Below are 25,394 nucleotides of genomic sequence, written 5' to 3'. Positions count from 1 at the left end.
AGCCCTTGTTAATGCCTACCCTGGTATTCTTTACCATTTTATTTCATGTAGGCAACAGTTCGAACCTAACGCAAAACGGCAAGTGGACGGTGGTCGGTCTAATCTTTTTTACCACCTGCTTGGTGCCCATGCTCACGGTCATCATGTTCCGGCTGACCAAGGTGATCCATGACCTGCAAATGAAGGACAGGAAGGACCGTTTCATTCCTTTTGTCTTCATTACGGTCTTCTATTTAGTGGTGGCCTACCTGATCTTAGGCCAAGATTGGATGAATACGACAATGCAGCTCTCATTTAAAGCGATTACCGCTGTGGTTGTGGCCACCAATTTGATCACTTTTTTCTGGAAGATCAGCGCACATGCGGCAGGAGTAGCCGGCTGGTTAGGTTTTATTGTCGCTTTTGCCATTGAATTTCCGGGAACAAGTACCCTTTTCCTGCCCTTACTCGGCGCTATTGTACTCAATGGGCTTGTCTTCTGGGCCCGTCTTTACCTCAACGCGCACAAACCAGCAGAACTATGGGCGGGAGCTTTACTTGGTTTTTCCGTTTGCTATGGCGCCATTTCTTTTTTTCTTTGAGGCATGTATGAATTCTTGAAGTACGAGCTGGCTAATGGCGTTGCGACCATTACACTCAATCGACCGGAGGTATATAATGCACTGAACAACGAGATCACGTTCGAATTGCAAGATGCCTTTAAACAAGTCAAACGTGACCCTGAAGTGCGTGTTGTGGTGCTTACCGGAGAGGGCAAGGCCTTTTGCTCGGGGCAAGACCTGAAAGCTTCTTCTAAAGAGCCCGATCGATCTTTCTCAGATTCGATACATAAACGATACAATCCGATCATTAAAGCCATTCGCAACCTACCCAAGCCGGTGATCTGTCGCTTGAATGGTGTGGCAGCAGGAGCAGGGTGTAGCTTTGCCTTGGCGTGCGACTTGATCGTGGCAGCAGAGTCGGCCAAGCTCATCGAAGTGTTTGTCAATATTGGTTTAGTGCTTGATTCAGGATCTTCCTACTTTTTACCTCGTTTAGTAGGCTCGGCAAAGGCCTTTGAACTAGCGACTATGGGAACTAGGGTTTCCGCCAAAGAAGCATTGGATTTAGGATTAGTGAATGCCGCTGTCCCTGATGAAGAGTTGGACAATGCAGTCGCTCAGTACGCGAGTTATTATGCTGCTGCGCCAACTAAAGCGATCGGCTTAATGAAGAAGATGCTCAACAAATCGCAACATGCTACTTTGAGCGAAATGCTCGATTATGAAGCCTATTGCCAAGACATTGCCGGGTCCTCCAAGGATCATAAAGAAGGGGTGACGGCCTTCCTCGAAAAACGCAAGCCTGAATTTAAAGGAGAATGAGCTAGAACCCTGTCAAGGAAATGCCCCAGGTAAGCGTGCTGGTATTCATGCCGCCGATAGGGGCATTATCAAATTTGTCTGAGAGCTCATAAAAACCAAAGAATCCGAAGCCTCCCCATCCAGCGCGCAGCTGAACGCCATACCTGAAACGGTTGAAACCGAGATCTTGGCGATCCTTTAGCATGCGTGGATCTGTCAAGACATCTTCAAACTTGATCTTGGTGAAGGAAGAGTAGAGGTAACTGATCTTTGCCCCAAGCGCCACGCGAAAGCCTTGGCTGTATTCATCTCTTTTGGCGTACCATCTCACCTCTAATGGTAGATCAATGTAATAGAGGCCTAGTTTTGATTTGTCAAAACTGAGGTTCTGACCAAATTCATCATTCAGGTCAACCACTTGAATAAAACGCTGCCCATTGTTGACGTTGGAAATAAGTGTAGAATTATTGTCAAAGGCATATTTCTCCCAACTCATCCCTAGGCCAGGGGTAATGGTAAAGCCACCATCGCCAATTGGCAGGTCGTAATAGTAAGCCATGTTGAAAGTATTGGACTGAAACCAATTAAGATCTGTTCCAGTCGGCTTTTCTGTCCAAGTGTTGAAGCCAAAATCAACCAAAAGTTGACCAGGAAGATCTGGCTTTTGTCCGTAGGCAGAAAAGGTAAGTGTAATGAGGGAAAATAGCGTAAGGATTCGTTTCATAAGACTGCGCTTTGTGAAGCGGTGGCAAAGATAATGTTTTTTAAAAGTATACATAGGCGTCTTTTGCAAAGAAAAAGAATTAATTATCTTTGCAGCCCTATTTAACGGAGTTTAACCTCCGATTGGAATGGCCTCGTAGCATAACTGAATAGTGCACTTGATTACGGCTCAAGAGGTTGCAGGTTTGAATCCTGCCGAGGTCACTTAACTCACAAAAGCCTACCGCAGCGCGGTAGGCTTTTTTCATTTGCGGAATTCGGAGCTTGCTCCAGAATTCAAGCAAATGAAAAAAGCACCCAAGGCAGTTGGGTAGCTTTTGTATTTTCAAAGGTGATAAGAAAGGATGCGCAGCAATCCGGTTAATTGTTGGCGACAACACCAACAATCGCCGAGTAGGAGGCTAGCTCTGGCATTCAAGCAAATGAAAAAAGCACCCAAGGCAGTTGGGTAGCTTTTGTATTTTCAGGAGTGATAAGGGAGGATCGCGCAGCAACCCGGTTATGCGTTGAATAAAATGAGCCGTCATTGGTCAAGCATTAATCACTTCATTCAAGGGCAGCATTTTTTACAAGGTAGCACGATCTGAACGCATGGTTTATTCCGCATATCCATTAGTTTGAATTTGTTCATGCGCCAGATTCTACACATTCATGGAACCAAAAGCATGAGAAGTTAGTCTTAATCGTATTGGATTGAATTGCATACGCATTACCTTTTCGTTTCATTACTTAACCTAAAAAGAGAAAAAAGCATCATGGCAAAGAAATATTACGACCCAGCGGACTTAAAAAAGTTTCCAACCATTACAGAACTGCAACCCACACTTGGTGAGAAATTTTTCGAGTGGTACGGAGAAGTATTTAAACCAGGCGCATTAACCGCACGAGAAAAGGCATTGATCGCCCTGGCTGTGGCCCATGCAGAATCTTGCCCGTATTGTATCGATGCCTACACGGATGCTTGCCTCAAAAAAGGCGCAGACGAACAAGAAATGATGGAAGCTGTGCATGTTGCCGCTGCGATCAAAGGGGGAGCGACTTTGGTGAATAGCGTGCAAATGAAAAATCAGCTCGAAGAGAAAATGATGTAATATGTCGTCTTTGAAAACACTTAAGCGAGCAAAACATTGGTTATCCTCTACCGAAGAACAAGTTAACATCTTGTCCAATCATGCCGAAATCGGTATTCCGAGCTTTGAAGAGAAGCTCGAAGAGTCGGGATCAGGCACTTTGAAACCCGTTGGTGTTGACGTTTTTCAGGTCAACGTGGGAAAAATGTGCAATCAGGTCTGTAAGCATTGCCATGTCGATGCCGGGCCAGATCGCAAAGAGATCATGACGCGCGAAACCATGGAGGAGATCCTGGTGGCCTTATCTAAATCGGATGCGTCAACTGTAGATCTTACCGGTGGGGCTCCTGAAATGAATCCTGATTTTCGTTGGTTTGTGGAGCAGCTGTCCAAAATGGGCAAGCAGATCATCGTGCGGTGCAATCTGACGATCATTTTGGCAAATCCAAAATATGCCGATCTGCCTGATTTTTTTGCTTCTCATCAGATCAATGTGGTGTCCTCCTTGCCGTCGTTCAATGCCAAAAGAACCGATGCCCAACGTGGGGACGGTGTGTTTGAGAAGTCGGTCAAAGCCCTTAAGATGCTGAATGCTGTGGGCTATGGCAAAGATGACTCCTCCTTAAAACTTGATCTGGTGTACAATCCATCTGGCGCTTATCTGCCGGATGACCAGGAAATCTTGGAGAGTGAGTTTAAACGCAAGTTGTTGAAAGAATATGGTATTGTGTTCAACCAACTTTTTGCCATTACCAACCTACCCGTTAGTAGATTCCTGGATTATTTGCTCAATTCAAAGAACTACGAAGAGTATATGAATGAATTGGCCAATGCCTACAATCCCATGGCAGCGGAAGGGGTAATGTGTCGAAACATGATCTCGATCGGTTGGGATGGTTATTTGTACGATTGCGATTTCAACCAAATGCTCGACTTAAAGCTGACCAATGGCGTGCCGGATCATATTAGAGACTTCGATTTAGCGAAAACACTGGATCGAGACATCATCATCAATCAACATTGCTTTGGTTGCACAGCTGGTGCAGGGTCTAGTTGTGGAGGAACAACCATTTGATCAAAAACAGGGGGCAGCTAGCCCGACGATTTAAGATAAGGAAGCCGCTGAACAACGACGAGTTGAATGCTATGTGACGCATAGGCCATCTGATCTGGTCTTCTCAGTGTTCAGAAGACCAATGTGCCTCACTACGTAAGTGCTTAGCTGGCAATGACCTTTTGGTCAGCTACAGCAAGAGGAATAATCTTCGGATAATTTCGATTAGACTGTTGATTTATAATTATTCTTTCAGAATCTTGTCATGAATTAAGATGATGAGTGATTCAGATAAGAAAGACGACGGCGAGTTAAGGCGATGGGTAGCCAATTTACAACTGGAAAGCTGGTAGCTTGAATTGCTGATCACTGGTTTTTCCATTTTTCTTCTTGCCACGAGTTTAGAACAATACGATGCGTTTGAATCGTCGTTCACCTTTAATAAGATAAGTGGCCAGCGGGATAACCCCATCTTTGCCATTTCTGTCCGCTTGATCATTTCTACTATTCCACTGGCGCTAAGGTTCTTCCTGATCAGTTTACTGGTGCACTTGCTCTTGCGAGGCTTCTGGATTGGGATCGTGGGGTTGAGCTCAGTGTCGAATCGAATCGATTTTGACAATGTCAAGTTGCAAAAACCGTTCAAGAAGTTTTTGCCTGAGAATGTACGCACACTAGATGAACTGATCCTTTTTCTAGATAAGATCGCGAGTGTGATCTTTGCTTATACCTATTTGGTGGCCTTCTCGCTGATATCTGTTGTCTTGGTGGGTGCCTTTTTGTTTTCGATCATTGGTTTAACCGTATTCTTTCCAAGAGTATTTGGTGATTCAACCGCTGTGGCTCTCATGAATTTTGTCCTATTCTTGGCTTGGTTGGTTTTTGCCATTTCAGCGTTGATCTTTTTTCTGGATACCTTGTTGTTTAGTGCCTTCAAAAAGTCGAAATGGTTTTCTGTACTCTATTATCCGATCTATCGATTTTACAGCATTATTTCAATCTCTTTCCTGTACCGATCGATCTATTATCACCTGATCACTAATTTCAAAAAGAAGCACATCGCTTTAGTGTCTCTTGGTCTGTTGATCGTGTTTCTTATTGTCAATCGCATTGAAGGGATCAATCCCTATCAATTTTATCCTGAAACGAAAGGGGAGCTATCCAGAGTCGTTCAAAACCAGCACTATGACGACCAACGAGCGGACAATTTCATCCGTACGGTGAGCCTTCCCTCCAAATTTGTTAACGGCAGGTACTTAGAATTTTTTGTGAGGTACGACCCAAACCTGAATGGTGTACTTGAATTGCTATGTCCGGAAGCGAAAGACCTTGAACTGGATGAATCCTTAGTCAGAGCCTTCAATGCAGGGATGCAATCTCAGCTGGATACGACTAAACGCATCAAGGATCTTATTTACCCCATCGATCAATACAGAAGTGAGGTAGAGGCCGGGCTCGAGTGCATCACTCAGGTTTATGAATTTTACCTTGACGGTGAGCCATTGCTTAATTATGACCTGAGTTTTACACAACACCAAAACAAAGGTGAAAGAGGCTTCTTGATCATTGTGGATATTAACGATACACCACCTGGACGGCATGAATTGGAAGTAAAGAATTTGTCTCAAATAGATCCGAATGTTTTCAATACAATTACACTCGACGATTTTGAAATGGAAACCTGGGTCATCATTCCATTTTGGAAAGAATAGCATTTAACGCCATTTGATCCTGTTGAATTTTTTCGCCTTGGAAAAGTGCTCCGGAATATCCTTCATCAGGCTTTCTCTGAGCTTTTCTAAAATCAATTCCTTGTTGAAACTTTTGTGTACCACGAGGCTCACCTCCCTGACCGGCTCTGGCGATTTGAATCGCTTGATGCGTTGGTCCGCCATTTCATTGGTAACCGAGAGTTCTGGCACTAGTGTATACCCCATATTGTGTTTTACCAGGTTTTTAAGTGTTTCAATGCTACCACTTTCATAGTTGAAGTTGGCGCTTTGGGCGTTCTTTTTGTCGCAGATGTTGAGCACCTGATTTCGGAGGCAGTGTCCTTCCGTCAATAACCATAGCCCTTTCTCTGAGATCTCCGATACGTCGATCTCATCCTTCATGTAATAGGGGTGATGCATGGACGTGTACAATAAAAAGGGTTCGTGGAAAAGTGGGATCTCACGCAGTGATGGTTCGTTGAGCGGTGTAGCCATCAGCCCAATATCGATGGTGTCGTTGTTGAGTTCCTGAATGATCTGCGACGATTCGATCTCGCGGATGGCCAGTTTGGTCCTGGGGTTATGTGCCATGAAATCGTTTAAGAAAAGCGGCACTAAATAAGGAGCTATGGTGGGAATGACACCGACGCGAAACGTACCTGAAACGCTGTCTTTTTCCTCGTTTACCATGGCCTTTAGTTGATTGGCCTCTCGAAGGATCTGGCGTGCTTTGCTAATGATGACCTTACCTGTTTCGGTTGGAACAATGGGATGTTTGGATCGATCGAAGATGGTCGTGCTCATTTCGTTCTCCAGCTTCTTGATCTGTAAGGTAAGCGTAGGTTGAGTGACAAAACAATGTTCCGCAGCAGTAACAAAGTGTCGATGGGTGTCAAGGGCCACTATGTATTCGAGTTGTTGTAGAGTCATATTTAAGAAACCAATAGGTATAGATATTACTAATATACAAGGAAGGAACATTGACATCATTAATAATGTTCCTACAGTACTTAACGAAAATTATAAAGGAGAGATCATGGAAAAATTAAATAAAATTACGGTAGACCGATTGAATCAATTGTTGATCAACTACCAAGTGCACTATCAGAACCTACGATTATTCCACTGGAACGTAAAAGGACCTTTCTTTTTTGTCTTGCACGACAAATTTGAGGAACTGTACCGAGACGCGGCAGAAAAGATCGATGAGGTAGCGGAGCGTGTGTTGTCGCTTGAAGGAACACCGAAAGGCTCATTGAAGAATATCGTTGCCAATGCAGACATCGAATCGCATGCCGAAGAGGTGGAGGCCAATGACATGGTCAAAGCCATCATCACAGGGAACAAAAAGCTGATCGTGAACTTACAAAGTGTGCTCGAGGCAGCGACAAAAGCCAATGACGAAGGGACTGTTGATCTATTTACGAGTTATATTCAAGAGCTAGAAAAGCAAAATTGGATGTTTAAATCGTATTTGAAATAATGAACTTTCATACACGTAAGTGGGTAAAACCAGAGGATCTGAATCCAAATGGAACACTCTTCGGAGGAACGCTATTGGCTTGGATCGATGAAGAAGCGGCCTTGTACACAGTGGTGCAATTGGAGAATCCGCATGTGGTGACCAAATTCATTTCTGAGATCAACTTCATCAGCGCACCTGTACAAGGGGATATCATTGAGATCGGAATCGAAGCGGTAGATTTTGGTAAGTCCTCCATCACTTTACGGTGTGAGGTAAGAAACAAGCAAACCCATCACGACATTTTGAGTATTGAAAAGATCGTGATGGTGAACCTCGATGAAGAGGGAAAGCCCAAGCCACATGGAAAAAGCCAGATCGAGTACGTCAAAAACCGACTCGATCAAGGCAATTCATGCTGATCAGTAGGTTAGCGGTGACTGTCGTGGTCTTCTAAAATGCTCAAGTAACTGAGGTAGCGGGAAACTTCGATCTTCCCGTCCTCTATGGCGTCTAGCACCTGGCAGCCCGGCTCGTTCAGGTGTTTGCAGTTATTGAATTTGCATTGGCCTAGGTAAGCGCGCATTTCAGGGAAATAATGGCTGATCTCCGTTTCTGACATTTCAACCAAACCAAGCTCTTTAATACCCGGCGTATCGATGAGGTAAGTGTGGTCACCGATATGAAACATTTCGGCAAAGGTCGTGGTATGCGTTCCTTTGTTCGCAAAAGTAGAAACTTCGCCAGTTTTTAATCCCAGGTTGGGCGATAGGGCATTCATGAGTGTTGATTTGCCTACACCTGAGTGGCCTGAAAGTAGCGTGGTTTTGCCCTTGAAAAGCTGGCGAATCAAGTCGATATCTTTTTCGTCTTGGGCTGATATCAGCAAGCATTCATAGCCTAGGCCATTGTAAAGTTGCATCAGCTCTTCGGCTTTTTCGATGTCCTTTGGCTTGTAGAGGTCTTTCTTGTTGATGAGGACCTTTGCCGGAATTCTAAAGGATTCTGCACTGACTAAAAAGCGATCGATAAATCCTTGGGAAGTTCGTGGGAAGGTAATGGTGGCGATAACCGCCGCCTGATCGATATTGCTCGCCAGGATATGTGAAAAACCTGTTTTCCGAGTTGATTTGCGAATGATGTAGTTCTCTCTGGGCAGTATATCAGTCACAACGGCCGAACCTTTTTCTTCTGAGGCTTCATCAATGATGACATAGTCACCAACGGCAATCGGGTTATTCACCTTAAGCCCGTCTTGCTTGAATTTACCCCGTAGGCGACATTGAAAGATATCACCCGCTTCGGTTTCCACTCCATACCAGCTTCCGGTTGACTTAAAGACCCTTCCTTTCATCGTGATTTTTCAAGGTATTGCATGATGGTTTCCGTAGCTCCTTGCTTTTCTTTCATGAAAGCTAGGCAAATTTGTTTGGTTCTGTCCAAGAACTGCTTTTCCTCCAAAAATTTGTTGAGGATGCTTTTCGCTTCTGCAGCATCGGCTATGGCATAGGCTCCCTGTCTATCGATTAGCTCAAGGGCTTCAGGGAATTTTTCCAGACCTTTGCTTCCAAATACTGCTGGAGCGCCAAAGGCCGTTGCTTCCAAGAGGTTGTGCAGGCCATCGCCAAAGGCCCCCCCAATGTAGGCAAGGTCTGCGTATTGGTATGCTTTTGCCAGATGACCAATAGTGTCGAGGATCATCACCTGCGCATCGGTCTCTTTTGAAGAACTAAACAAGCAATGGGGCTGATTGATGGCATCGGCAATTCGCTTGCAATTGGTGCTGGAAACATCATGAGGAGCGATCAAGACCTTTACCCCTTCAGGTAAGCTGTTGAGCGTGTGTTGCAATACGGCGATGTCTTCCATCCAGGCACTTCCTATGATAAGAAGTTTTTGATTGCCTTTAAACGACGCGATGGTGGGAATAGGCGATACTGCTTGGGCTTGTTCCATCACATTATCGAAGCGGGGATCGCCCGACACTGATGCCTTGTCAATCCCAATCGAATGGAGCAGGTCATAAGAGTTTTTGTCTTGCACAAAAATATGGTCGAAAAAAGTCAACATGCGGCGATGCAAGCCACCGTATCCCTTAAAAAACACCTGTTTTGGGACGAATCGTGCGGCAATGCTGTAGAGCGGAATGCGTTGGCGATGGATCGCCTTCAATAGAAAATACCAGAACTCATACTTGATAAAGAAAACATGTTTCGGGTTGACGTATTGCACGAATTGTTTGGCTTGACGTGGACTATCCCAGGGCAAATAAGCCGTATAATCCGCAATAGGATGATCTTTTCTGTGGTTAAATCCTGAAGGAGAAAAGAAGGTCACTAAGATCTTATGGTCAGGATATGAAGAGCGGTAGGCCTTCATGATGGGCAGGCCTTGCTCAAATTCGCCCAGGGAAGCGGCATGAAACCAGGCGAGTGGATTCTGATGTCCTTCAAGTGTGTTGAAGAGCACATCTAATGTCTTTTTTCTTCCTTCTCGAGCCTGTTTGGCTTTGGCATGGAATGGACTGGCCAAAGTGATCAGCAAGCGGTAAAAAAATAGGAAGATCCGGTAGAAAAAGACCATGTGCACAAAAGTAGGAAAACCATGCCATAACCAAAGCGACAAATTTGCGCTAGGGCATAGGGTACAATCGCAGATGAGGGTACTGAAACTAGAAAATAATGCGTATCATTGGTTGGTGTGCATTGGTGGATGATTCCTATGAAAAGACCTTTACTATTTCTCCTCTTGTCGATACCCTTTCTTTGGAGTTGTGGGGAAACGGGTGTTGAAACTGATATTTCAAAGACCACGACGGTTACTTTCGATATCTCAAAGGATGCGGTCAATGCCAATCCTGACGGGTCCTTTCAGTTGGTGCAGCTGATCGATTTTGCCGCCGACGATTTTCAGCAATACATCAATGACACCAAGTCCTTTCGTATAGAAAAGCTACAATTTGAAATAACTGGCGTAGACGAGACCTTTCCCATTGCAAGGATCAATGATTTGGAGATCGTGTTGAATGTGGACGACATCACCTATGACTTTTTGCGTGCAGATAATTTGCGATTGGAGAACACGGAGAGGGTATTGCTTTATGAGGTGAACCCTGTCAACATTCTCAATGAAACCCAAATTGCTACGCTGAAAAGAATTGCCAATGATGTGTTAGAACAACGACCGGTTGAATTCAGCTTCGTGGCCATATTTGAAGGGGGCTTGAACTCGGACTTCACCATCACTTTTTACTTCGGCATGGTGGCCCTGGTGGAATTGGATTGATCTTTTGGATAGATGTATCTCCAGGATTTTTTGTTTATGCATTTTAATTTGTTGCATAAATCTATTTCTTGAAGCACTAAAACTAACACGTATGAAAAAATACCTTTTACTTTTTTTGACTGGTTCTCTCATTTTGTCTGGATGTGGAGAAGCAGGTTTCGAATCAGATATTTCGAAGAATATCGAAATTGATCCTATATCATTAACCCTTAGTGTACCAGATGCATTAGTTGGTCAGGTTGTTGGACAGACTCCGGCAAACTCAGTAAGTACAGGAACTATTGATATTACAGGAGATGATTTTGAGGACTTTTTAAGTGATGCTGAACTGTTCACTTTGAATCAACTGAGCTATACGGTGGAGAACTTCCCAGCAAATAGTTCGGCAATTCTTGATGTAGATGTATCGCTTGCCATCGCTGGAGGTAGTTTTCAGCCTTTATTAACAGCAACTATCAACGGTGTTCAGAATAACCCTAATGATATCGTTCTGTACTCTTCTGAAAGCCCGGGCAACGCCAATTCCAATACAATTGCTCAATTTGAACAAGCCTTATTGAATGGTCAGTCGTTCGAAATGCAGATAGAAGTAGTTGGAAGAGACGTTACCTTACAAACAACTGATGTAGACTTTGATCTTATCTTCAAATTTGATGTTACTGCCAGAATACAACTCAATTAATCTCCAACTGCTACGCAATGAAAAAATTATATAAAATTATATTAACCACAGCCTTTGCCATGTTTTTTGGCTTCAATGCAAAGGCGCAACTCGATTTAGGTCTCTTACTCGAAGCAGGTGCAAACGATGCTTCTAAATATCTAGAAGGTTACATGTCACCCGCTTTCCGAGGATTAGGCTTCGGAATGAATGGTGGATGGTATCAAACGGCCAAACCGCACAAAACATTGGGCTTCGATTTGACCATATCTTTGATGGCATCGCAAGTGCCTGATGTAGATGAATTTTTCACCTTTAACAATAGCGATTTTGAAAACTTCTACTTCGCGGGAGGAAATAGTACCCAAGTGCCCACTATGTTTGGCCCTAACTTAGGCGCTGACGATTTGCCACAGCTTTCAGTGCGTGATTTTAGTGACGAGGATAATGATGGTGATACTATGGAAGAACTCATTCGTCTTTCTGCACCAACCGGCCTTGGGCTAGAAGAAAGTGAAATTGGTGACCTTCTGCCTTTTAATGCCGTGCCTGTGCCAATGGTGCAATTGGGTGTTGGCTTGATCAGAGGGACAGATCTTAAGGTGAGGTTTATTCCAGAACAGAATGTAGAAGACGATGCATCGATTAGTTTGATTGGTTTTGGTTTGATGCACGATGTGACCCAATGGATACCAGGAGAAAAGATCATTCCTTTTTCACTTTCGGTCGTTGCAGGTTTCACACAATTGAATACCGCCATCTATTTGAATGACGATCAATCTCAAAGCATGGAATTAGAGGCTAATTCATTCCTAGCACAAGCGATCATCTCTAAGAAATTACTCTTTGTAACACCTTATGTTGGATTGGGTTACGCCACGGCTAATTCTACTGTGAGTTTAAAAGGTAGCTATGAAACCGAAACAACCACTCTAGTTGATCCTATTTCATTTGATGTGCAAAATAGTGGGCTTAGGGCGAATGCCGGGATTACGTTAGAGTTAGCAGTGATCAGGTTAAATGCAGAATATGCATTCCAAGAATACAACACCTTGACGGTTGGTTTTGGTATTTCTATCCGTTAATAGAAAGAGAACTACAGCATAAAAAAAGCCCTCATCGAGGGCTTTTTTTATTGTCCTTTAAAATTAGGTTTTCGTTTTTCGATAAAGGCGTTCATGCCTTCCTTTTGATCTTCTGCAGAGAAGAGCATGTAAAAATTCTTTCGCTCAAAGTGTAAGCCTTCCTCTAAGTGTGCTTCAAAGGATCGTTTCACCGATTCCTTGGCCATTTGCACGGCAATAGGAGACATGCTGGCAATCTCCAGAGCGAGTTTGGTGGCTTCCTCCAAGTACAACTCTACGGGTACAATTTGATTGATCAACTGATACCGTAGTGCCTCTTCCGCTGAAATGAATCTGCCGGTCAGGACCAATTCCATGGCTTTGGCCTTTCCCAATGCTTTTGTTAGTCTTTGAGTTCCTCCCGCACCGGGCATCACCCCGATCTTGATTTCGGGTTGTCCGAATTGAGCAGTTTCTGAGGCTACGATCATGTCGCAGGTCATGGCCAACTCGCAACCGCCCCCCAAGGCAAAACCGCTTACCGCAGCAATGATGGGTTTTCTCGTCTTGTTGATCTGATCCCAGGTGCTGAACTGATCGGTCTTCCACATATCGACTGTGCCTTTTCCGGCCATTTGCTTGATGTCCGCACCGGCGGCAAAGGCACGTTCATTGCCGGTAATCAAGATCACCCGCACATCATCGTCCTGGTCCAATTCCTTTAAGGCATCACGGACCTCACCCATCAATTGTAAGTTGAGTGCATTGAGTTCTTTTGGTCTATTCAGTTGAATTAAGGCAACATGTTGGGCATGTGCTTTATTTACTTTAATGAATTCCATAGGTTTGTCTTTGAACCGCTAATTTATCATTCATAGCATATCCATGGCCAAGATCAAGGTATTATTTGTCTGTCTGGGAAACATTTGCCGCTCTCCTTTAGCGGAAGGCATTTTCAGGCAACGCATTGAAGAACGGAACTTAGCCGATCATTTTATCGTGGATTCTTGCGGAACGGCAGCTTATCATATTGGCGAAACGCCTGATGAGCGATCCGTGGCCAATGCAGAAAAGAACGGTGTCTACTACACCCACAGGGGGCGACAGATCAAACGTCATGATTTTATGTCCTTTGATTACATCTTGGCCATGGATGCCTCAAATTTCAGCGATTTGTCTGCCCTTCAGCCCAGTTCGCCAAGGGCCCAATTGCTCATGATGCGTGCATTTGACTCCGCGCAGTCTGCCCAAGACGTTCCTGATCCGTATTATGGCGGAGCCGATGGTTTTCAACAGGTCTTCGATATCTTGGATGATGCCGTAAACAATCTCATTGATCAGTTGGTGAGTGACCATAAACTAGGTTAATGGAAGATTACAATTTTCTGGCGGAGCGAATCCTTTTTCAGGTGCTGGGGTTGGAGCTTAGGGTGCACCGCGTCGACATGCAAAGCGGAGGCTGCATTAACATGTCTGTCAAGGCAGTGACCACGAAAGGAGATTTTTTCATCAAGTGGAATGAACTTGAATTTGAGGATATGTTCGCCAAAGAGGCGAGTGGTCTGGCGGAATTGCGCAAGAGCAAGACATGCATAATTCCCGAAGTGTTGGGTGTGGGGCAAGTAGAGGAGAAGGCCTTCATGGTACAGGAGTTCTTGGAGCAGCGTCCTTCAACGCCACAAGACCAAGCAAGGCTAGGTGAATTATTGGCCGCCATACATCGTATGGAAGGCGAGGAGTATGGATTCCACCAATCGAACTTCATTGGCAAGCTGCATCAGAACAATGAACCGAAACCGGATTGGGTGACCTTTTTCATTGAGAACAGGCTCAATGTTCAGCTGGGCTTGGCCTTTTATCAAGAGGAGGTCGATCAGGCCTTTGTAGACCGAATGAAGCAGTTCTTTGAACAACTCAACACCTTCATGCCGTCGAGTCCTCCAAGCCTGGTACATGGTGATCTTTGGAATGGCAATGTCTTGTTTACGGACAAAGGACCCGCACTTTTTGACCCTGCCGTGCATTATGGTGCGCGAGAAATGGACCTGGCAATGACCAAGTTATTTGGGGGGTTCGATACCAGGTTCTATGAAGCCTACAACGCTACCTATCCACTCTCACCTCACTTTGATGAACTGATCGATGTCTATAACCTTTATCCCTTAATGGTACACGTGAACCTGTTTGGAGCCCATGCGGGTTACCTGAGCAAAGTCAAACGCATCATCGACCGTTACTTGTAGTTTTATACACCACCTGGAAGTTATTCCTGGAACGCTGTTCGATAATGATCTCTTTGTCGGCCATGATCTCTGCAATGGTAGGTTCATTGTAGTTCTTGACGGTGATCATGTCAAGTCCTTCGTTGTAATAGATAAGGAACTCATCCTTCAAGGCGGTCATGAGCTGTTCGCGCTTTTTCGGATTGTCGTCCATGCAGATCGTAAAGGAAATGGCAGAATTTTGCATCAAATTGATGGTGAGCTGCTGCCTTTTGATGTGGTCAAAGATCAAGTGGATGTGGTGTTCGTTGATGAATGAAAAATCACTGATCTTGAATGAGATGACCGTTTGATTGGCCTTATGAATGATGGCAGGGGGTAAATTGGGTACCACACATTCTTCGATCATCGTACCTTCCTTTTCAGGGTGCGCAAAGGAACGTACAAACAAAGGAATGCCCTTTTGCGCAAGCGGTTTAATCGTTTTCGGGTGGATCACTGAGGCTCCGTAATACGTCATTTCGGCAGCCTCTTTATAAGGAAGCTTTTCGTAGAGTCGGTAATTCTCGAATTTTTTGGGATCGGCATTGAGTACGCCGTCCACATCCTTCCAAATGGTGAGTGAATCGGCATCTAAGCTGGTGGCGAAGATGGCCCCACTAAAGTCACTGCCTTCACGTCCTAAGGTGGTAGTATTGTATTCTGCATTACTGCCAATGAATCCCTGCGAGATCACAAGGCCCTGTTTGAGCAATGGTGTTGTCTGAGATTTGATCATGGCTTGTGATGCACCCCAATCCACTAGCGCCGCACGGTGCGTGCTGTCTGTTTTCACCACTTTACGCGCATCTAACCAGGTATTATTGAGCCCTTCTTTGTTGAGGAAATGACTAACGATCTGCGTAGAGAGCAACTCGCCATTCGACACGGATTGATCGTAAATGTAATCGTAGCTCATGGAACTGCTGATCTTATCCAAAGCATTGTCGATTTCTTCGTAGATCTGTTCAACGATATTCCTTAAGTCAGCATCGTCCTGCAGGCCCAACTCATTGATGATCTGCTGGTGAAAAGATTTGATGTGCTGAAGTTCCTCTTCGGCATCTTCTTCGGCGATTCGTTTTGCCAGCAGGTTTTCAAACGCGTTGGTCATTTTTCCCATGGCCGAAATGATCACAACCAAGGGTTCATTCGCATGATTTCGAATGATCTGCGCCATGTTTCGAACAGCATCCGCATCCTTTACAGACGCTCCTCCAAATTTGAAAACTTTCAATGTACGTGGTTAAATTTTAGTAACTTTGATGCAAGTTATTAACGATTTCCGACTTACAAATTTTATCACCTATGGGAAAAGCGGAAAAATCGAGAATTGCCTTACCTGTTGGGTCAAATTTGGACCGCTTCATCATGAAGCATCAGGAGGCTTTTCCGTATGCTTCCGGTGAGCTTTCGCAGCTCATTAGAGATCTGGCCTATGCAGGCAAAGTAGTCAATAGAGAAATTAACCGAGCAGGACTCGCCGACATTACGGGCGCTTACGGCCAGGAAAATGTGCAGGGCGAAGAGCAACAAAACCTTGATGTGGCGGCGCATATCCGTTTTTCCCGGGCACTCCAAAAAGGAGGAGAGGTTGCTGCCGTCATTTCTGAAGAGGAAGAGGATATCATCGAATTGGGCAATGCCCGATCAAAATACATCGTGGCGATAGATCCCCTTGATGGCTCATCCAATATTGATGTGAACGTGTCGGTCGGTACGATCTTTTCTATCTACAGAAGAATTTCGCCGCAAGGCAGCCCTGTTCAAAATGAAGATGTCCTCCAACCGGGGAGGGATCAAGTGGCTTCGGGTTATATTCTGTACGGTTCATCTACCATGTTTGTCTACACCACAGGCAAAGGGGTCAATGGCTTTACTTATGAGCCTTCCTTAGGTGAGTACATCCTTTCTCATCAGAACATGAAGATGCCAAAAAAGGGAACGATCTACTCGGTGAATGAAGGCGCGTATCATTCGTTCAATGAAACCACCAAGGAGTACATTGAAAGTTGCAAGGAGAGAGGATACTCTGCACGCTACATTGGTTCACTGGTGGCTGATTTTCATCGAAATTTGTTGAAGGGGGGAATCTATATTTATCCTTCAACGGCGAAATCGCCCAAAGGAAAATTGCGCTTGATGTATGAGTGTAATGCCTTGGCCTTTATTGCCGAGCAGGCAGGAGGGAAGGCAACGGACGGTCAAGGTCGGATCATGGACATTCAGCCGGAGTCGCTTCATCAGCGTGTTCCATTTTATGTGGGCAGTAGTCAGATGGTCGATGAGGCTACTAAAGCTTAGCTGTATTTTTTTCGTGTAGCCACTTTTTGAAGCTCTCGTGCTAAGATCATTTGAGTGATGACCTGAGCAGGTGTTTCTTCATGCGTGGCCAAGGCTTTTTTTAGCTCTGCTTCGGGGACATCAATGCGGTAGAGGATATTGACCAAACGTGGGAAATCGGTATCGATCAAGGATGCGACAACACGGTGTATCTTGGCGTAAGTTTGGTCGTATCCATAAGCTTCCTGCTCATCGAGTTGAAGCTCGTTGGGGGCAAGCTGAAAGTCTTTTTCAAAGAGAACAAGACCCTCTTTAAGCGCTTTAGGGTCTTCGAGATCCATTTACTCCTCCGATTTTTCCTCGGTTTCATCCAACACATCCGGGCAAGTAGAGGCGATCAGGTTGTACCAAGTCACGAGTTTTTTAATGTCGGATACATAGACACGGCTTTCGTCGTACTCAGGCAGCACATGTTTCAAGAACGATTTCAGCTCATCTCCGTCAGAGTTTTTGTCTAGCCCCGTGTCATTTGCAAATTCGGATCGAATCGTGCGCATGACATCGATGAGTGGCGTAGCCCCTTCTGCAGTATTGGTGTAAATGGAGATCTCACTTAAAATGGAAACACGCGCATCTGCACCCACTACCAATTTTTGCTTTTTGGCATCAAGCGACTCCAGGATGACCCCCGCTTTAGAGGGTTTTACTACTTTAAAAAGTCCACCTTTTCCTGCTACTGAAGCTAATTCGTCAAATTTCATTTTATAGTTGTATTTAAAACTTAATTAATATATTATTATCATTTATTGAACAAAAAACCACATGCAATATGAAAAAAATTAAAACTATTATGTTTTTGGTACTCTTACTAATTGTAGGATGCGACGAAGTTATCGAAAAAAGTGAACCGCTCGCTGAAGTTGTCCTGAGAAAAGATAAGTTTGAAATATCTAACGAGATAAGAAAACTTGGATTAAGGAGTGTCTACATAGTTGAAGAAGGTAGTTTCAACTATTTCATTGAGAGTTTTGGAGTAAAGGCAATGATTAATGGGGAAGAGATGAATCTTTTTTCTGACAAGTTCTATCTTGATTTGAATGTTGCGAATAATCAAATCAAAATTGAAAATAATCAGAATACATTGGTTGTTGGACCTAATGCTCTTACTTATAATGGTAAAAGCTACGACCATACAGATATTGGAGAATTAAATTCTGATGAAGGGTTCATTTCATTGTTTGCTATGCTAATCGAATTAACCAATAAAGATTTACAAAGGAGTATTATTCAAAATTCAGTCCTACCGGAAGGAGTTTCTGAAAGCTGTTTGTTTAATGCTTCAAGTATAAGATGGTCAAGAACAAATGCTGAATTTAAAGCAAGAGAGTTCGCAGATACGTTCTTAAAAGAGCATCCTGACTGTAAAAAGGTTAGTGAAGAGGATGAAATTGATGTGACTTGTGCTTTTGGCGATAACCTATGTATAGCTGGTGTCGCAATTGTTTGCAATGGAGCAACTTGTGAAAACTAACTATACCTGTTATGGAGTTTATTTTATCCGAAAGAACCTATTTGGTAATTACTTTTACAATTCTAACTGTGAATATACTTACAACCTTACATGTACTGAGAGTTACCAGTTCTCCAATGAAAATCCTGTTTAACGTCATAATTATTTGGGTGATTCCTATATTAGGATTTTTAATTTATTGGTCTGATTTTCTTTTTTTTAATATTAAAAAAAGAGTTTAAAATTTATTGTGATAGAATTTTTATAATGAAAAATATAAAAGGCAATGATTCGATTTAATCATTGCCTTTTTCAGTCATTCAGACTTCATGAGACATATTATTTACCACTTCATGAAGAAACTTGGTAATTATCTCTTTACCAAACCCGGACTCTGCCGAGCTCAACATGATCGGAGGGAAGGCATCCCAGGTGTCACGCATGGCGCGTTTGAATTTGGCAATGTTCTGCTGCCCTTTATTGATGGATTGTTTGTCGGCTTTGGTAAAGACGAGCGCCAAAGGAATTTCGTTTTCTCCCAGCCAATTGATGAATTCAAGATCGATCTTTTGGGGATCAAGTCGTGAGTCGATCAAAACACAGACTACACGCAGGTTTTCACGTAGTAAAATGTAATCAGATATCATCTGCTCCCATTCCGCTCGGCTCTTCTTGCTCACTTTTGCATAGCCATAGCCGGGAAGATCGACCAAGTACCATTGCTCATCGATGCTGAAATGATTGATCAATTGGGTCTTGCCGGGTCTGCCTGAAGTTTTCGCGAGTCCTTTCTTAGAGGCCAGCATATTGATGAGCGAAGACTTGCCCACATTGGAACGCCCAATAAAAGCGATCTCAGGTCGGTCGGGTTTTGGGCATTTCGCAATATCTGTATTGCTGATCACGAACGTGGCTTGTTCAAACATGATGCAAAGCTAGTGATTCTGCTGATTGATGCCATTTTTGATTGCGTGATATAACCCTTAACTTTGAAGTCCTCGATTTTGAGGGCAATACAAACATTATAATTTATGTCTAAAGCGAAAAAAGGAGACCAAGTAGCTGTACACTACACGGGAAAATTAACTGACGGAACTGTTTTTGATTCATCTGAAGGAAGAGACCCTTTAGCCTTTGAATTAGGAGCGGGTATGATGATCAAAGGGTTTGATACGGCAGTTGATGGCATGGCGATCGGTGAGAAAGTAACAGCGAAGATTCCTGCTGCTGAAGCTTATGGTGAAGCCAACGAAGAATTGATCTTTGATATTCCTAAATCCAATTTCCCACCTGATCTGAATCCAGCAGTTGGGCAACAATTGGCCATGAGTCAGCCAAACGGTCAGCAAGTACCTGTCAAGGTGAAAGAAGTAAAAGAAGAGTCTGTCGTGATCGATGCAAATCACGATCTGGCAGGTAAGGACCTCGTGTTCGATATTGAATTGGTATCGATCAATTGAGTTCATCCTTCATAAAGGATTAAAAGGCCGATGTACAATCGGCCTTTTTTATTGAACAAAGCATTAAACACGGGGTTTCCTTCGTATCATTGCAAGCCCAAAAGATCAGCATGGCAGTAGTACCCTATAAAGACAAAGAGAGCGGTAAAAAAGAGCAAGTAGCCGAGATGTTCAACAACATCAGCCACCGCTATGATTTCCTTAATCACTTTTTAAGCCTTGGTATCGACATTCTTTGGCGTAAAAAGGCCGTTCGACTAATGAAACCGGATGTACCAAAACAAATTTTGGATGTAGCGACCGGCACGGGGGATTTTGCCCTGGAAGCCCTCAAATTAAACCCCGACCGCATTGTCGGAGTCGACATATCTTCAGGTATGCTCGAGATGGGAAAGATCAAAATGAAGAAGAAAGGGGTCGATCATATCATTGACATGCAAATGGGGGATAGTGAGAAGCTGCTCTTCGACGACAATACTTTTGATGCCACCATCGTTGCTTTTGGTGTAAGGAACTTTGAGAACCTGAAGAAAGGACTCAAAGACATGCATCGGGTGGTAAGGCCTGGAGGGAAAACCGTGATCATTGAGTTTTCGCGTCCCAAGCATTTTCCAATGAAGCAACTTTACAATTTTTACTTTAAATCTATCCTGCCGATCATTGGTCGACTGGTGTCAAAAGATAGTTCGGCCTATACTTATTTGCCCGAATCTGTTGATGCCTTTCCTGATGGTCAGCAATTTTTGAATATCTTGGAAGAAGTAGGCTATAAAAACACGAAATGCGTACCCCTAACCTTTGGCATAAGCTCTATTTACATCGGACAAAAATAATTGTCCTCTTGCTGTTGCTCACCGCTTTTCAGTTGAATGCGCAACAAAGGCGAAAGGCAGGCTTAACCATACATCGTCCGGGGAGCGACGACAAACAGATCAAATACGGATTCTTTTTAGGCGGACATCAAAATTATTACGGTCTCCAATATGCCGATGCCTTCAGTACGCCCGAGTATGCCAATGTAAGTTCCATTACCCCCAACACGAGCTTAGGCTTTAATCTGGGTTTCATGGTCAATTTTCGTTTGGCCGATCAATTCACTCTTCGTGTGGTACCGGTCAAGATCGGACTGTACCAGCATCGGGTAGATTATAATTTTATCGATGGCACTGTTAACCAGCAGCTCATTGAAAGTACTCGACTGGAACCGGGTATTTTTCTAAAGTACCGATCCATCAGGAGATACAATTCTCGCATGTATCTGATCGCCGGGGTAAGTGGTTCCTGGCGGGCGGGTAAAGAAGACCTGGCCACCACAAGCGATCGACTCGAGATCGGCCGATCGAATGTTAAGATTGAAATTGGTATCGGGCTTGAGCGGTACTTCGAGTTCTTTAAGTTCGCACCGGAATTGCGCTATGCAAGAGGAATTGGCAATGTGATGGCCGATGAGAATAACATTTACCACAATGGCATCAGTCGCCTCGTTACCCACAGTTTCAGCTTGTATTTTCACTTCTCTGACTAGCCTTCAGTCAAACATTTTTATTGCTGAATGGCAAAAACACTTAAATTGAGCCAAAAGCAAAAGGTATGTCAAAAATAGCATTGGTTACAGGTGCAAGCTCAGGTATCGGTTGGGCTACGGCCATCACATTAGCAGCTTCCGGCTACGACCTGATCATCTGTGGAAGAAGAAAAGAGCGACTGGATGCCTTAAGTCAGCAAGTTGCGGTAAAAACTCATCAATTGTTTTTTGATGTAAGGGATAAAGAGGCGGTTCAGGAGGCTATCCAAGGACTTCCTACGGAGTGGCGCAGCATCGATATATTGGTCAACAATGCAGGTAATGCGCATGGTTTAGGCAAGATCCATGAAGGAAGTGTGGAGGATTGGGATGCCATGATCGACATCAATGTCAAAGGGCTTTTGTATGTTACCAAGACCATTGTGCCGGGGATGGTGGAACGCGGAAAGGGACATGTCGTGAACATTGGCTCCGTTGCGGGAAAAGAGGTTTACCCTAATGGCAATGTGTATTGCGGTTCGAAGCATGCAGTCGATGCGATCAATAACGGCATGCGACTGGATTTGATGGGTACGGGTGTGAAGGTGAGCCAGATCTGTCCGGGCCTTGTCGAGACGGAGTTCTCACTGGTTCGTTTCAAAGGAGACGAGGACAAAGCCAACGCCGTGTATACCGGCTATGAGGCCCTGAAAGCGGAGGACATCGCAGATGTCATTCAGTTTGTGGTCACTCGCCCGGCACATGTCAATATCGCCGACACCTTGATTTTTCCAACCGCGCAAGTGGCCTCAACTTTAGTCGATAAGAAATAAATGGACGAACAAGCGAAAGAACAAGAGGGGCTACCCATACCGGAGATCTTTCTTTCTTCGGATACCAAATCACCCATCAGTCGTTGCATCGATTGCGATCATGACCTGATGAAAGGCGATCGCTATTATGTGGTCGAAAAGGTTTTCAAACGATATCCTGCCATCGACAAGGTGGAGGTGCTTTTCGAATACGCCATCTGCCATTTGTGCTATGATCAAATGAAAGAGAAAATGAGTGCTGAAAGCATGCAGAATCTGTCACAGTACATGATGAACAACACAGACTTTGACGCATTGCATGCACGAATCAACGAGCAACCCGAGAATCCTGAGGCTTGGTTGGATCAATGCATGATCAAAGGAACCCCCATCACGGCTCTTAATGAGTACCAAATGGGCGCCTTTTTCAAGGGCGATCGTTTAATGACCAATTATTTGCCGCCATTCATGGTGGGTGAATTGGCCATGGAAGAAATGAGTCAGGTGCTCTCCAAAGAGACGAAAGACGAAATGGACGGTTTTATTGGCGATCATTTTGGTGTACCCCCGGAGTTGAGAAAGGATCTTGTGTTAATATGAGAAATTTTATCCTGCTCTTTCTTGGCTTCATCTGTTTGGCTTGTTCAAACCAGCAAGAATTGCCGGTGATGAAAGGCATTGACCTGGCCCTTGCAGACTATCGCAAGGAAACGATCAATACCATCGAATATGCTCTTGACATTAGGATCCCGGAGAATAAGGCACAGGCGATACAAGGCTACGAGGTGCTGACCTTTAATTTGTTGTCGGTTGAGCAAGACCTGCAGCTCGATTTCAATGCGCCTACGGAAAACATCAAGGCCATCATTGTCAACGCTCGTTCGCATGCCATCGATCATCGAGAGGAGCACATTGTCATCGACAAAACCTTCTTACAACAAGGTTTCAATACCATTGAAGTGAACTTTTTTGTTGGGGAAAGCTCATTGAACCGACAGGAAGAGTTTCTATACACGCTTTTTGTCCCGGACAGAGCGCGCACGGCCTTCCCTGTCTTTGATCAACCCAACTTGAAGGCCAAGTACCGGCTTCTACTGGATATCCCTGCCAATTGGAATGCCATCAGCAATGCCCCGGTTGAGTTGATGTCGATCAAAGAAGGTAGAAAAAACATCACCTTTAAAACCTCTGATCTCATGAGTTCCTACCTGTTCTCTTTTGTGGCAGGTCAGTTTGAGGCCATTACTGCGCAGGTAAACGGACGGAACATGACCATGCTGCATCGCGAAACGGATCGGGAAAAGGTCGAGCGAAACAAGGAGGAGATCTTTAGGCTGCATGCTGTTGCCCTGCAATGGATGGAGGCCTACACGGGCATCAAGTATCCCTTTCAGAAATTCGACTTTGCCTTGATCCCGGGCTTTCAGTACGGGGGGATGGAACACGTAGGTGCCATACAGTATCGGGCAAATTCACTGTTCCTCGACGAAGACCCAAGCCAAAACCAATTGCTGTCGAGGGCGAGTTTGATCGGTCATGAAACCGCCCACATGTGGTTCGGTGACCTGGTGACCATGGATTGGTTCAATGATGTGTGGACGAAAGAGGTATTTGCCAACTTTATGGCAGCGAAAATGGTCAACCCGAGTTTTCCTGAGATCGACCATCAATTGAATTTCTTGATGAGGCACTATCCAGCTGCCTACAGCGTGGATCGAACCGCTGGTGCAAACGCCATTCGACAGGAACTGCAAAACCTCAACGAAGCCGGCCAGATGTATGGAGCCATCATTTACAACAAGGCGCCCATTATGATGCGGCAGTTGGAGATCATGCTGGGGGAAGACACGTTTCGAGCGGGCATGCAACGCTACTTGACCACTTATGCTAATAAGAATGCTACCTGGCCGAATCTGATCGATATCCTCGATCAATTGACGCCCATCGATCTGGTTGAATGGTCTGCCGTTTGGGTGAATGCACCCGGTCGTCCTCAGTTTGCTTGGGAAGTCGATGCAACCGATACGGGTCGATTGACGCAATTCGACCCACAAGGGGAGAAGGTGTGGCCACAACTCTTGAGCATGAAATTGTTTGAAGACCAAGGCATCAAAGAATTTCAGTTGGCCTCTGCAGAGGGAGCTTTTGAGACCGCTCTTGGGGCAGGTTGGTCTGAGGCCGCCGCACTGATCAATACCGATGGAATTGGCTATGGGTTATTTCCGGTTGATTTTGAGCTGTTCAATGGACAATGGACCCAATTAAAGGACTTAGAAAAGGGGAGTTTGCTGATCAATGCCTTTGAGCAATTGATCGAGCCGAACGCGCAATCGTATAGTCCGGAAGCCTATTTAGGGACGCTGAAGCGGTTGATGCTCATGGAGACCAACCCGCTATTGATCGGTCAGGTATTGGGGCAAGCACAAACGGTTTTTTGGGATTTACTGACCAAAGACCAAAGAGCACGTATGGCGCCGGACCTGGAGCGAACACTTTATCATGTGATGAATGATAAGCACGATGATCCTGCCATTAAGAAAACCTATTTCAATGCATTTAGAGGCATTGCGATCACGTCCGTCAATACCGAAAGGCTTTATCGGATTTGGAAGGGAGAAGAGAAGGTGAACGGATTACGCTTGTCAGAAAATGACCGCATTAGCTTAGCGGCACAGTTGGCCATCAAGCTTCCGGAAAAAAGCAAGGAGCTCATTGCCGAGCAAATGGCCCAAATTCAAAACCCGGATGCCAAGAAGCGCTTTGCATTTTTGTCTGCTGCACTCAGCAGCGATCAGGCTACGCGCGATGCGAAGTTCGCTTCCTTTCAGAAAGCTGAGAACAGAGAGATCGAATCTTGGGTGCTTTCTGCCTTGGGGTATTTGCATCATCCCTTACGTTTGGAAAGTTCAGTAGCCTACATTCGACCTAGTCTGGAGTTGCTGCAAGAGATTCAGGTGACCGGAGATATTTTCTTTCCTAAGCGCTGGCTTGATCAGACACTAAATAACCATTCGAGCGATGAGGCCATTAAAATGGTAGAAACCTTTTTGTCGGAACACCCGGATTACAACGCCCAATTGAAGATGAAGATCTTGCAGGCCGTTGATTTTGCCAAACGCGCCAATGCAGTCAAAAAGGCGTGGGCATCGAGTACCACTGCTTTGGATCCTCTCTGATCATTCCCGTAATG

General features: G+C 44.6%; 29 protein-coding genes and 1 tRNA gene. 21 read left to right on the top strand and 9 right to left on the bottom strand.

The window, feature by feature from the left end; translation table 11 throughout:
- Positions 1-11: 11 nt before the first annotated feature.
- Together AC2D6U_RS08490 and AC2D6U_RS08485 are read left to right on the top strand one after the other, a co-directional pair.
- A complete protein-coding gene (locus AC2D6U_RS08490; protein WP_484720526.1) occupies positions 12-581 on the top strand; it encodes a phosphatase PAP2 family protein in 570 nt (189 codons plus the stop codon).
- A gap of 3 nt (positions 582-584) precedes the next feature.
- Positions 585-1,364 (top strand): enoyl-CoA hydratase-related protein, encoded by a 780-nt coding sequence (locus AC2D6U_RS08485; protein ID WP_484720525.1) that lies wholly within the window; start codon positions 585-587, stop codon positions 1,362-1,364.
- A gap of 1 nt (position 1,365) precedes the next feature.
- Here the strand turns inward: AC2D6U_RS08485 and AC2D6U_RS08480 are convergent, their stop codons facing one another.
- Entirely contained in the window at positions 1,366-2,067 is a 702-nt protein-coding gene (locus AC2D6U_RS08480; protein WP_484720524.1) for an outer membrane beta-barrel protein, read from the bottom strand.
- 129 nt (positions 2,068-2,196) lie between these two features.
- Here AC2D6U_RS08480 and AC2D6U_RS08475 point away from each other — a divergent pair.
- The 4 genes from AC2D6U_RS08475 (at position 2,197) to AC2D6U_RS08460 (ending at position 5,902) form a co-directional block, all read left to right on the top strand.
- Positions 2,197-2,270 (top strand) — tRNA-Arg (locus AC2D6U_RS08475).
- A gap of 551 nt (positions 2,271-2,821) precedes the next feature.
- Positions 2,822-3,157, top strand: a complete 336-nt coding sequence (locus AC2D6U_RS08470; protein ID WP_484720523.1) for an arsenosugar biosynthesis-associated peroxidase-like protein — start codon at positions 2,822-2,824, stop codon at positions 3,155-3,157.
- 10 nt (positions 3,158-3,167) lie between these two features.
- Positions 3,168-4,211: an arsenosugar biosynthesis radical SAM (seleno)protein ArsS gene (gene arsS, locus AC2D6U_RS08465; protein WP_484720522.1), complete on the top strand. Its 1,044-nt coding sequence runs from the start codon at positions 3,168-3,170 to the stop codon at positions 4,209-4,211.
- 338 nt (positions 4,212-4,549) lie between these two features.
- Positions 4,550-5,902 carry a hypothetical protein gene (locus AC2D6U_RS08460; RefSeq protein WP_484720521.1) on the top strand — a complete coding sequence of 451 codons (1,353 nt, stop codon included), beginning with the start codon at positions 4,550-4,552 and terminating at the stop codon, positions 5,900-5,902.
- Positions 5,903-5,905: 3 nt separating this feature from the next.
- On the opposite strand, the gene AC2D6U_RS08455 is transcribed toward AC2D6U_RS08460, so the two are convergent.
- Positions 5,906-6,832, bottom strand: coding sequence for a LysR substrate-binding domain-containing protein (locus AC2D6U_RS08455; protein ID WP_484720520.1), 927 nt, complete (start codon positions 6,830-6,832; stop codon positions 5,906-5,908).
- 106 nt (positions 6,833-6,938) lie between these two features.
- Between AC2D6U_RS08455 and AC2D6U_RS08450 the strand changes: the two genes are divergently transcribed.
- Both AC2D6U_RS08450 and AC2D6U_RS08445 read left to right on the top strand, forming a co-directional pair.
- Positions 6,939-7,385, top strand: coding sequence for a Dps family protein (locus tag AC2D6U_RS08450; RefSeq protein ID WP_484720519.1), 447 nt, complete (start codon positions 6,939-6,941; stop codon positions 7,383-7,385).
- Positions 7,385-7,786: an acyl-CoA thioesterase gene (locus AC2D6U_RS08445; RefSeq protein ID WP_484720518.1), complete on the top strand. Its 402-nt coding sequence runs from the start codon at positions 7,385-7,387 to the stop codon at positions 7,784-7,786. Before AC2D6U_RS08450 ends, AC2D6U_RS08445 begins: the two co-directional genes overlap by 1 nt.
- Positions 7,787-7,794: 8 nt before the next feature.
- Here AC2D6U_RS08445 and rsgA read toward each other — a convergent pair whose 3' ends face one another.
- Complete coding sequence (gene rsgA / locus AC2D6U_RS08440; RefSeq protein WP_484720517.1) at positions 7,795-8,718, bottom strand: ribosome small subunit-dependent GTPase A; 924 nt, start codon at positions 8,716-8,718, stop codon at positions 7,795-7,797.
- Positions 8,715-9,947: a 3-deoxy-D-manno-octulosonic acid transferase gene (locus AC2D6U_RS08435; protein WP_484720516.1), complete on the bottom strand. Its 1,233-nt coding sequence runs from the start codon at positions 9,945-9,947 to the stop codon at positions 8,715-8,717. The genes rsgA and AC2D6U_RS08435 overlap by 4 nt, the downstream gene beginning before the upstream one ends.
- 138 nt (positions 9,948-10,085) lie before the next feature.
- Between AC2D6U_RS08435 and AC2D6U_RS08430 the strand changes: the two genes are divergently transcribed.
- The 3 genes from AC2D6U_RS08430 (at position 10,086) to AC2D6U_RS08420 (ending at position 12,395) form a co-directional block, all read left to right on the top strand.
- Positions 10,086-10,649, top strand: coding sequence for a hypothetical protein (locus tag AC2D6U_RS08430; protein ID WP_484720515.1), 564 nt, complete (start codon positions 10,086-10,088; stop codon positions 10,647-10,649).
- Positions 10,650-10,740: 91 nt separating this feature from the next.
- Entirely contained in the window at positions 10,741-11,331 is a 591-nt protein-coding gene (locus AC2D6U_RS08425) for a hypothetical protein (RefSeq protein WP_484720514.1), read from the top strand.
- 17 nt (positions 11,332-11,348) lie between these two features.
- Positions 11,349-12,395: a DUF6588 family protein gene (locus AC2D6U_RS08420; protein ID WP_484720513.1), complete on the top strand. Its 1,047-nt coding sequence runs from the start codon at positions 11,349-11,351 to the stop codon at positions 12,393-12,395.
- Between the two features lie 47 nt (positions 12,396-12,442).
- Here AC2D6U_RS08420 and AC2D6U_RS08415 read toward each other — a convergent pair whose 3' ends face one another.
- Positions 12,443-13,216: an enoyl-CoA hydratase-related protein gene (locus AC2D6U_RS08415; RefSeq protein ID WP_484720512.1), complete on the bottom strand. Its 774-nt coding sequence runs from the start codon at positions 13,214-13,216 to the stop codon at positions 12,443-12,445.
- A 43-nt stretch (positions 13,217-13,259) separates the two neighbouring features.
- Between AC2D6U_RS08415 and AC2D6U_RS08410 the strand changes: the two genes are divergently transcribed.
- Positions 13,260-13,742: a low molecular weight protein-tyrosine-phosphatase gene (locus AC2D6U_RS08410; RefSeq protein WP_484720511.1), complete on the top strand. Its 483-nt coding sequence runs from the start codon at positions 13,260-13,262 to the stop codon at positions 13,740-13,742.
- Positions 13,742-14,617, top strand: a complete 876-nt coding sequence (locus tag AC2D6U_RS08405; RefSeq protein ID WP_484720510.1) for a fructosamine kinase family protein — start codon at positions 13,742-13,744, stop codon at positions 14,615-14,617. The genes AC2D6U_RS08410 and AC2D6U_RS08405 overlap by 1 nt, the downstream gene beginning before the upstream one ends.
- Here the strand turns inward: AC2D6U_RS08405 and AC2D6U_RS08400 are convergent.
- Positions 14,598-15,872 carry an aspartate kinase gene (locus AC2D6U_RS08400; protein ID WP_484720509.1) on the bottom strand — a complete coding sequence of 425 codons (1,275 nt, stop codon included), beginning with the start codon at positions 15,870-15,872 and terminating at the stop codon, positions 14,598-14,600. The two genes, AC2D6U_RS08405 and AC2D6U_RS08400, sit on opposite strands and share 20 nt — an antisense overlap.
- Positions 15,873-15,943: 71 nt before the next feature.
- Between AC2D6U_RS08400 and fbp the strand changes: the two genes are divergently transcribed.
- Positions 15,944-16,939 carry a class 1 fructose-bisphosphatase gene (gene fbp, locus AC2D6U_RS08395; RefSeq protein ID WP_484720508.1) on the top strand — a complete coding sequence of 332 codons (996 nt, stop codon included), beginning with the start codon at positions 15,944-15,946 and terminating at the stop codon, positions 16,937-16,939.
- On the opposite strand, the gene AC2D6U_RS08390 is transcribed toward fbp, so the two are convergent.
- Together AC2D6U_RS08390 and AC2D6U_RS08385 are read right to left on the bottom strand one after the other, a co-directional pair.
- Complete coding sequence (locus tag AC2D6U_RS08390; RefSeq protein WP_484720507.1) at positions 16,936-17,259, bottom strand: hypothetical protein; 324 nt, start codon at positions 17,257-17,259, stop codon at positions 16,936-16,938. The genes fbp and AC2D6U_RS08390 overlap by 4 nt on opposite strands.
- Positions 17,260-17,679 carry a DUF5606 family protein gene (locus tag AC2D6U_RS08385; protein WP_484720506.1) on the bottom strand — a complete coding sequence of 140 codons (420 nt, stop codon included), beginning with the start codon at positions 17,677-17,679 and terminating at the stop codon, positions 17,260-17,262. It lies immediately after the preceding gene.
- 68 nt (positions 17,680-17,747) lie between these two features.
- Here AC2D6U_RS08385 and AC2D6U_RS08380 point away from each other — a divergent pair, with 68 nt between their 5' ends.
- Positions 17,748-18,449, top strand: coding sequence for a hypothetical protein (locus AC2D6U_RS08380; RefSeq protein WP_484720505.1), 702 nt, complete (start codon positions 17,748-17,750; stop codon positions 18,447-18,449).
- Between the two features lie 299 nt (positions 18,450-18,748).
- Here AC2D6U_RS08380 and yihA read toward each other — a convergent pair whose 3' ends face one another.
- On the bottom strand, positions 18,749-19,354 hold the full coding sequence (gene yihA / locus AC2D6U_RS08375) for a ribosome biogenesis GTP-binding protein YihA/YsxC (RefSeq protein WP_484720504.1): 606 nt from the start codon (positions 19,352-19,354) through the stop codon (positions 18,749-18,751).
- Between the two features lie 105 nt (positions 19,355-19,459).
- Between yihA and AC2D6U_RS08370 the strand changes: the two genes are divergently transcribed.
- From AC2D6U_RS08370 to AC2D6U_RS08345, 6 genes are all read left to right on the top strand, one after another.
- Positions 19,460-19,888, top strand: coding sequence for an FKBP-type peptidyl-prolyl cis-trans isomerase (locus AC2D6U_RS08370; protein ID WP_484720503.1), 429 nt, complete (start codon positions 19,460-19,462; stop codon positions 19,886-19,888).
- A 110-nt stretch (positions 19,889-19,998) separates the two neighbouring features.
- Entirely contained in the window at positions 19,999-20,721 is a 723-nt protein-coding gene (ubiE, locus tag AC2D6U_RS08365; protein ID WP_484720502.1) for a bifunctional demethylmenaquinone methyltransferase/2-methoxy-6-polyprenyl-1,4-benzoquinol methylase UbiE, read from the top strand.
- Positions 20,670-21,413, top strand: coding sequence for a type IX secretion/gliding motility protein PorT/SprT (gene porT / locus AC2D6U_RS08360; RefSeq protein WP_484720501.1), 744 nt, complete (start codon positions 20,670-20,672; stop codon positions 21,411-21,413). Before ubiE ends, porT begins: the two co-directional genes overlap by 52 nt.
- 65 nt (positions 21,414-21,478) lie before the next feature.
- Complete coding sequence (locus AC2D6U_RS08355) at positions 21,479-22,225, top strand: SDR family NAD(P)-dependent oxidoreductase (protein WP_484720500.1); 747 nt, start codon at positions 21,479-21,481, stop codon at positions 22,223-22,225.
- Positions 22,226-22,804, top strand: a complete 579-nt coding sequence (locus AC2D6U_RS08350) for a hypothetical protein (protein WP_484720499.1) — start codon at positions 22,226-22,228, stop codon at positions 22,802-22,804. It abuts the gene before it with no gap.
- On the top strand, positions 22,801-25,380 hold the full coding sequence (locus AC2D6U_RS08345) for a M1 family metallopeptidase (RefSeq protein ID WP_484720498.1): 2,580 nt from the start codon (positions 22,801-22,803) through the stop codon (positions 25,378-25,380). The genes AC2D6U_RS08350 and AC2D6U_RS08345 overlap by 4 nt, the downstream gene beginning before the upstream one ends.
- Positions 25,381-25,394: the final 14 nt, after the last annotated feature.

It is taken from the genome of Roseivirga sp. YIW32, assembly GCF_057219245.1.
The sequence above is the reverse complement of the archived record's forward strand: the minus strand, read 5'-3'. Positions and strand labels throughout refer to the sequence as shown.

What these genes read in the sequence shown, in the direction of transcription:
- ubiE (WP_484720502.1), top strand. Translation starts at nt 19,999, where the DNA reads ATGGCAGTAGTACCCTATAAAGACAAAGAGAGCGGTAAAAAAGAGCAA.
- AC2D6U_RS08425 (WP_484720514.1), top strand. Translation starts at nt 10,741, where the DNA reads ATGAAAAAATACCTTTTACTTTTTTTGACTGGTTCTCTCATTTTGTCT.
- AC2D6U_RS08420 (WP_484720513.1), top strand. Translation starts at nt 11,349, where the DNA reads ATGAAAAAATTATATAAAATTATATTAACCACAGCCTTTGCCATGTTT.
- porT (WP_484720501.1), top strand. Translation starts at nt 20,670, where the DNA reads ATGCGTACCCCTAACCTTTGGCATAAGCTCTATTTACATCGGACAAAA.
- rsgA (WP_484720517.1), bottom strand. Translation starts at nt 8,718, where the DNA reads ATGAAAGGAAGGGTCTTTAAGTCAACCGGAAGCTGGTATGGAGTGGAA.
- AC2D6U_RS08405 (WP_484720510.1), top strand. Translation starts at nt 13,742, where the DNA reads ATGGAAGATTACAATTTTCTGGCGGAGCGAATCCTTTTTCAGGTGCTG.
- AC2D6U_RS08435 (WP_484720516.1), bottom strand. Translation starts at nt 9,947, where the DNA reads ATGGTCTTTTTCTACCGGATCTTCCTATTTTTTTACCGCTTGCTGATC.
- AC2D6U_RS08455 (WP_484720520.1), bottom strand. Translation starts at nt 6,832, where the DNA reads ATGACTCTACAACAACTCGAATACATAGTGGCCCTTGACACCCATCGA.
- AC2D6U_RS08390 (WP_484720507.1), bottom strand. Translation starts at nt 17,259, where the DNA reads ATGGATCTCGAAGACCCTAAAGCGCTTAAAGAGGGTCTTGTTCTCTTT.
- AC2D6U_RS08370 (WP_484720503.1), top strand. Translation starts at nt 19,460, where the DNA reads ATGTCTAAAGCGAAAAAAGGAGACCAAGTAGCTGTACACTACACGGGA.
- yihA (WP_484720504.1), bottom strand. Translation starts at nt 19,354, where the DNA reads ATGTTTGAACAAGCCACGTTCGTGATCAGCAATACAGATATTGCGAAA.
- AC2D6U_RS08470 (WP_484720523.1), top strand. Translation starts at nt 2,822, where the DNA reads ATGGCAAAGAAATATTACGACCCAGCGGACTTAAAAAAGTTTCCAACC.
- AC2D6U_RS08485 (WP_484720525.1), top strand. Translation starts at nt 585, where the DNA reads ATGTATGAATTCTTGAAGTACGAGCTGGCTAATGGCGTTGCGACCATT.
- AC2D6U_RS08480 (WP_484720524.1), bottom strand. Translation starts at nt 2,067, where the DNA reads ATGAAACGAATCCTTACGCTATTTTCCCTCATTACACTTACCTTTTCT.
- AC2D6U_RS08430 (WP_484720515.1), top strand. Translation starts at nt 10,086, where the DNA reads ATGAAAAGACCTTTACTATTTCTCCTCTTGTCGATACCCTTTCTTTGG.
- AC2D6U_RS08445 (WP_484720518.1), top strand. Translation starts at nt 7,385, where the DNA reads ATGAACTTTCATACACGTAAGTGGGTAAAACCAGAGGATCTGAATCCA.
- AC2D6U_RS08415 (WP_484720512.1), bottom strand. Translation starts at nt 13,216, where the DNA reads ATGGAATTCATTAAAGTAAATAAAGCACATGCCCAACATGTTGCCTTA.
- AC2D6U_RS08380 (WP_484720505.1), top strand. Translation starts at nt 17,748, where the DNA reads ATGAAAAAAATTAAAACTATTATGTTTTTGGTACTCTTACTAATTGTA.
- fbp (WP_484720508.1), top strand. Translation starts at nt 15,944, where the DNA reads ATGGGAAAAGCGGAAAAATCGAGAATTGCCTTACCTGTTGGGTCAAAT.
- AC2D6U_RS08355 (WP_484720500.1), top strand. Translation starts at nt 21,479, where the DNA reads ATGTCAAAAATAGCATTGGTTACAGGTGCAAGCTCAGGTATCGGTTGG.
- AC2D6U_RS08385 (WP_484720506.1), bottom strand. Translation starts at nt 17,679, where the DNA reads ATGAAATTTGACGAATTAGCTTCAGTAGCAGGAAAAGGTGGACTTTTT.
- AC2D6U_RS08410 (WP_484720511.1), top strand. Translation starts at nt 13,260, where the DNA reads ATGGCCAAGATCAAGGTATTATTTGTCTGTCTGGGAAACATTTGCCGC.
- AC2D6U_RS08350 (WP_484720499.1), top strand. Translation starts at nt 22,226, where the DNA reads ATGGACGAACAAGCGAAAGAACAAGAGGGGCTACCCATACCGGAGATC.
- AC2D6U_RS08490 (WP_484720526.1), top strand. Translation starts at nt 12, where the DNA reads ATGCCTACCCTGGTATTCTTTACCATTTTATTTCATGTAGGCAACAGT.
- AC2D6U_RS08345 (WP_484720498.1), top strand. Translation starts at nt 22,801, where the DNA reads ATGAGAAATTTTATCCTGCTCTTTCTTGGCTTCATCTGTTTGGCTTGT.
- AC2D6U_RS08450 (WP_484720519.1), top strand. Translation starts at nt 6,939, where the DNA reads ATGGAAAAATTAAATAAAATTACGGTAGACCGATTGAATCAATTGTTG.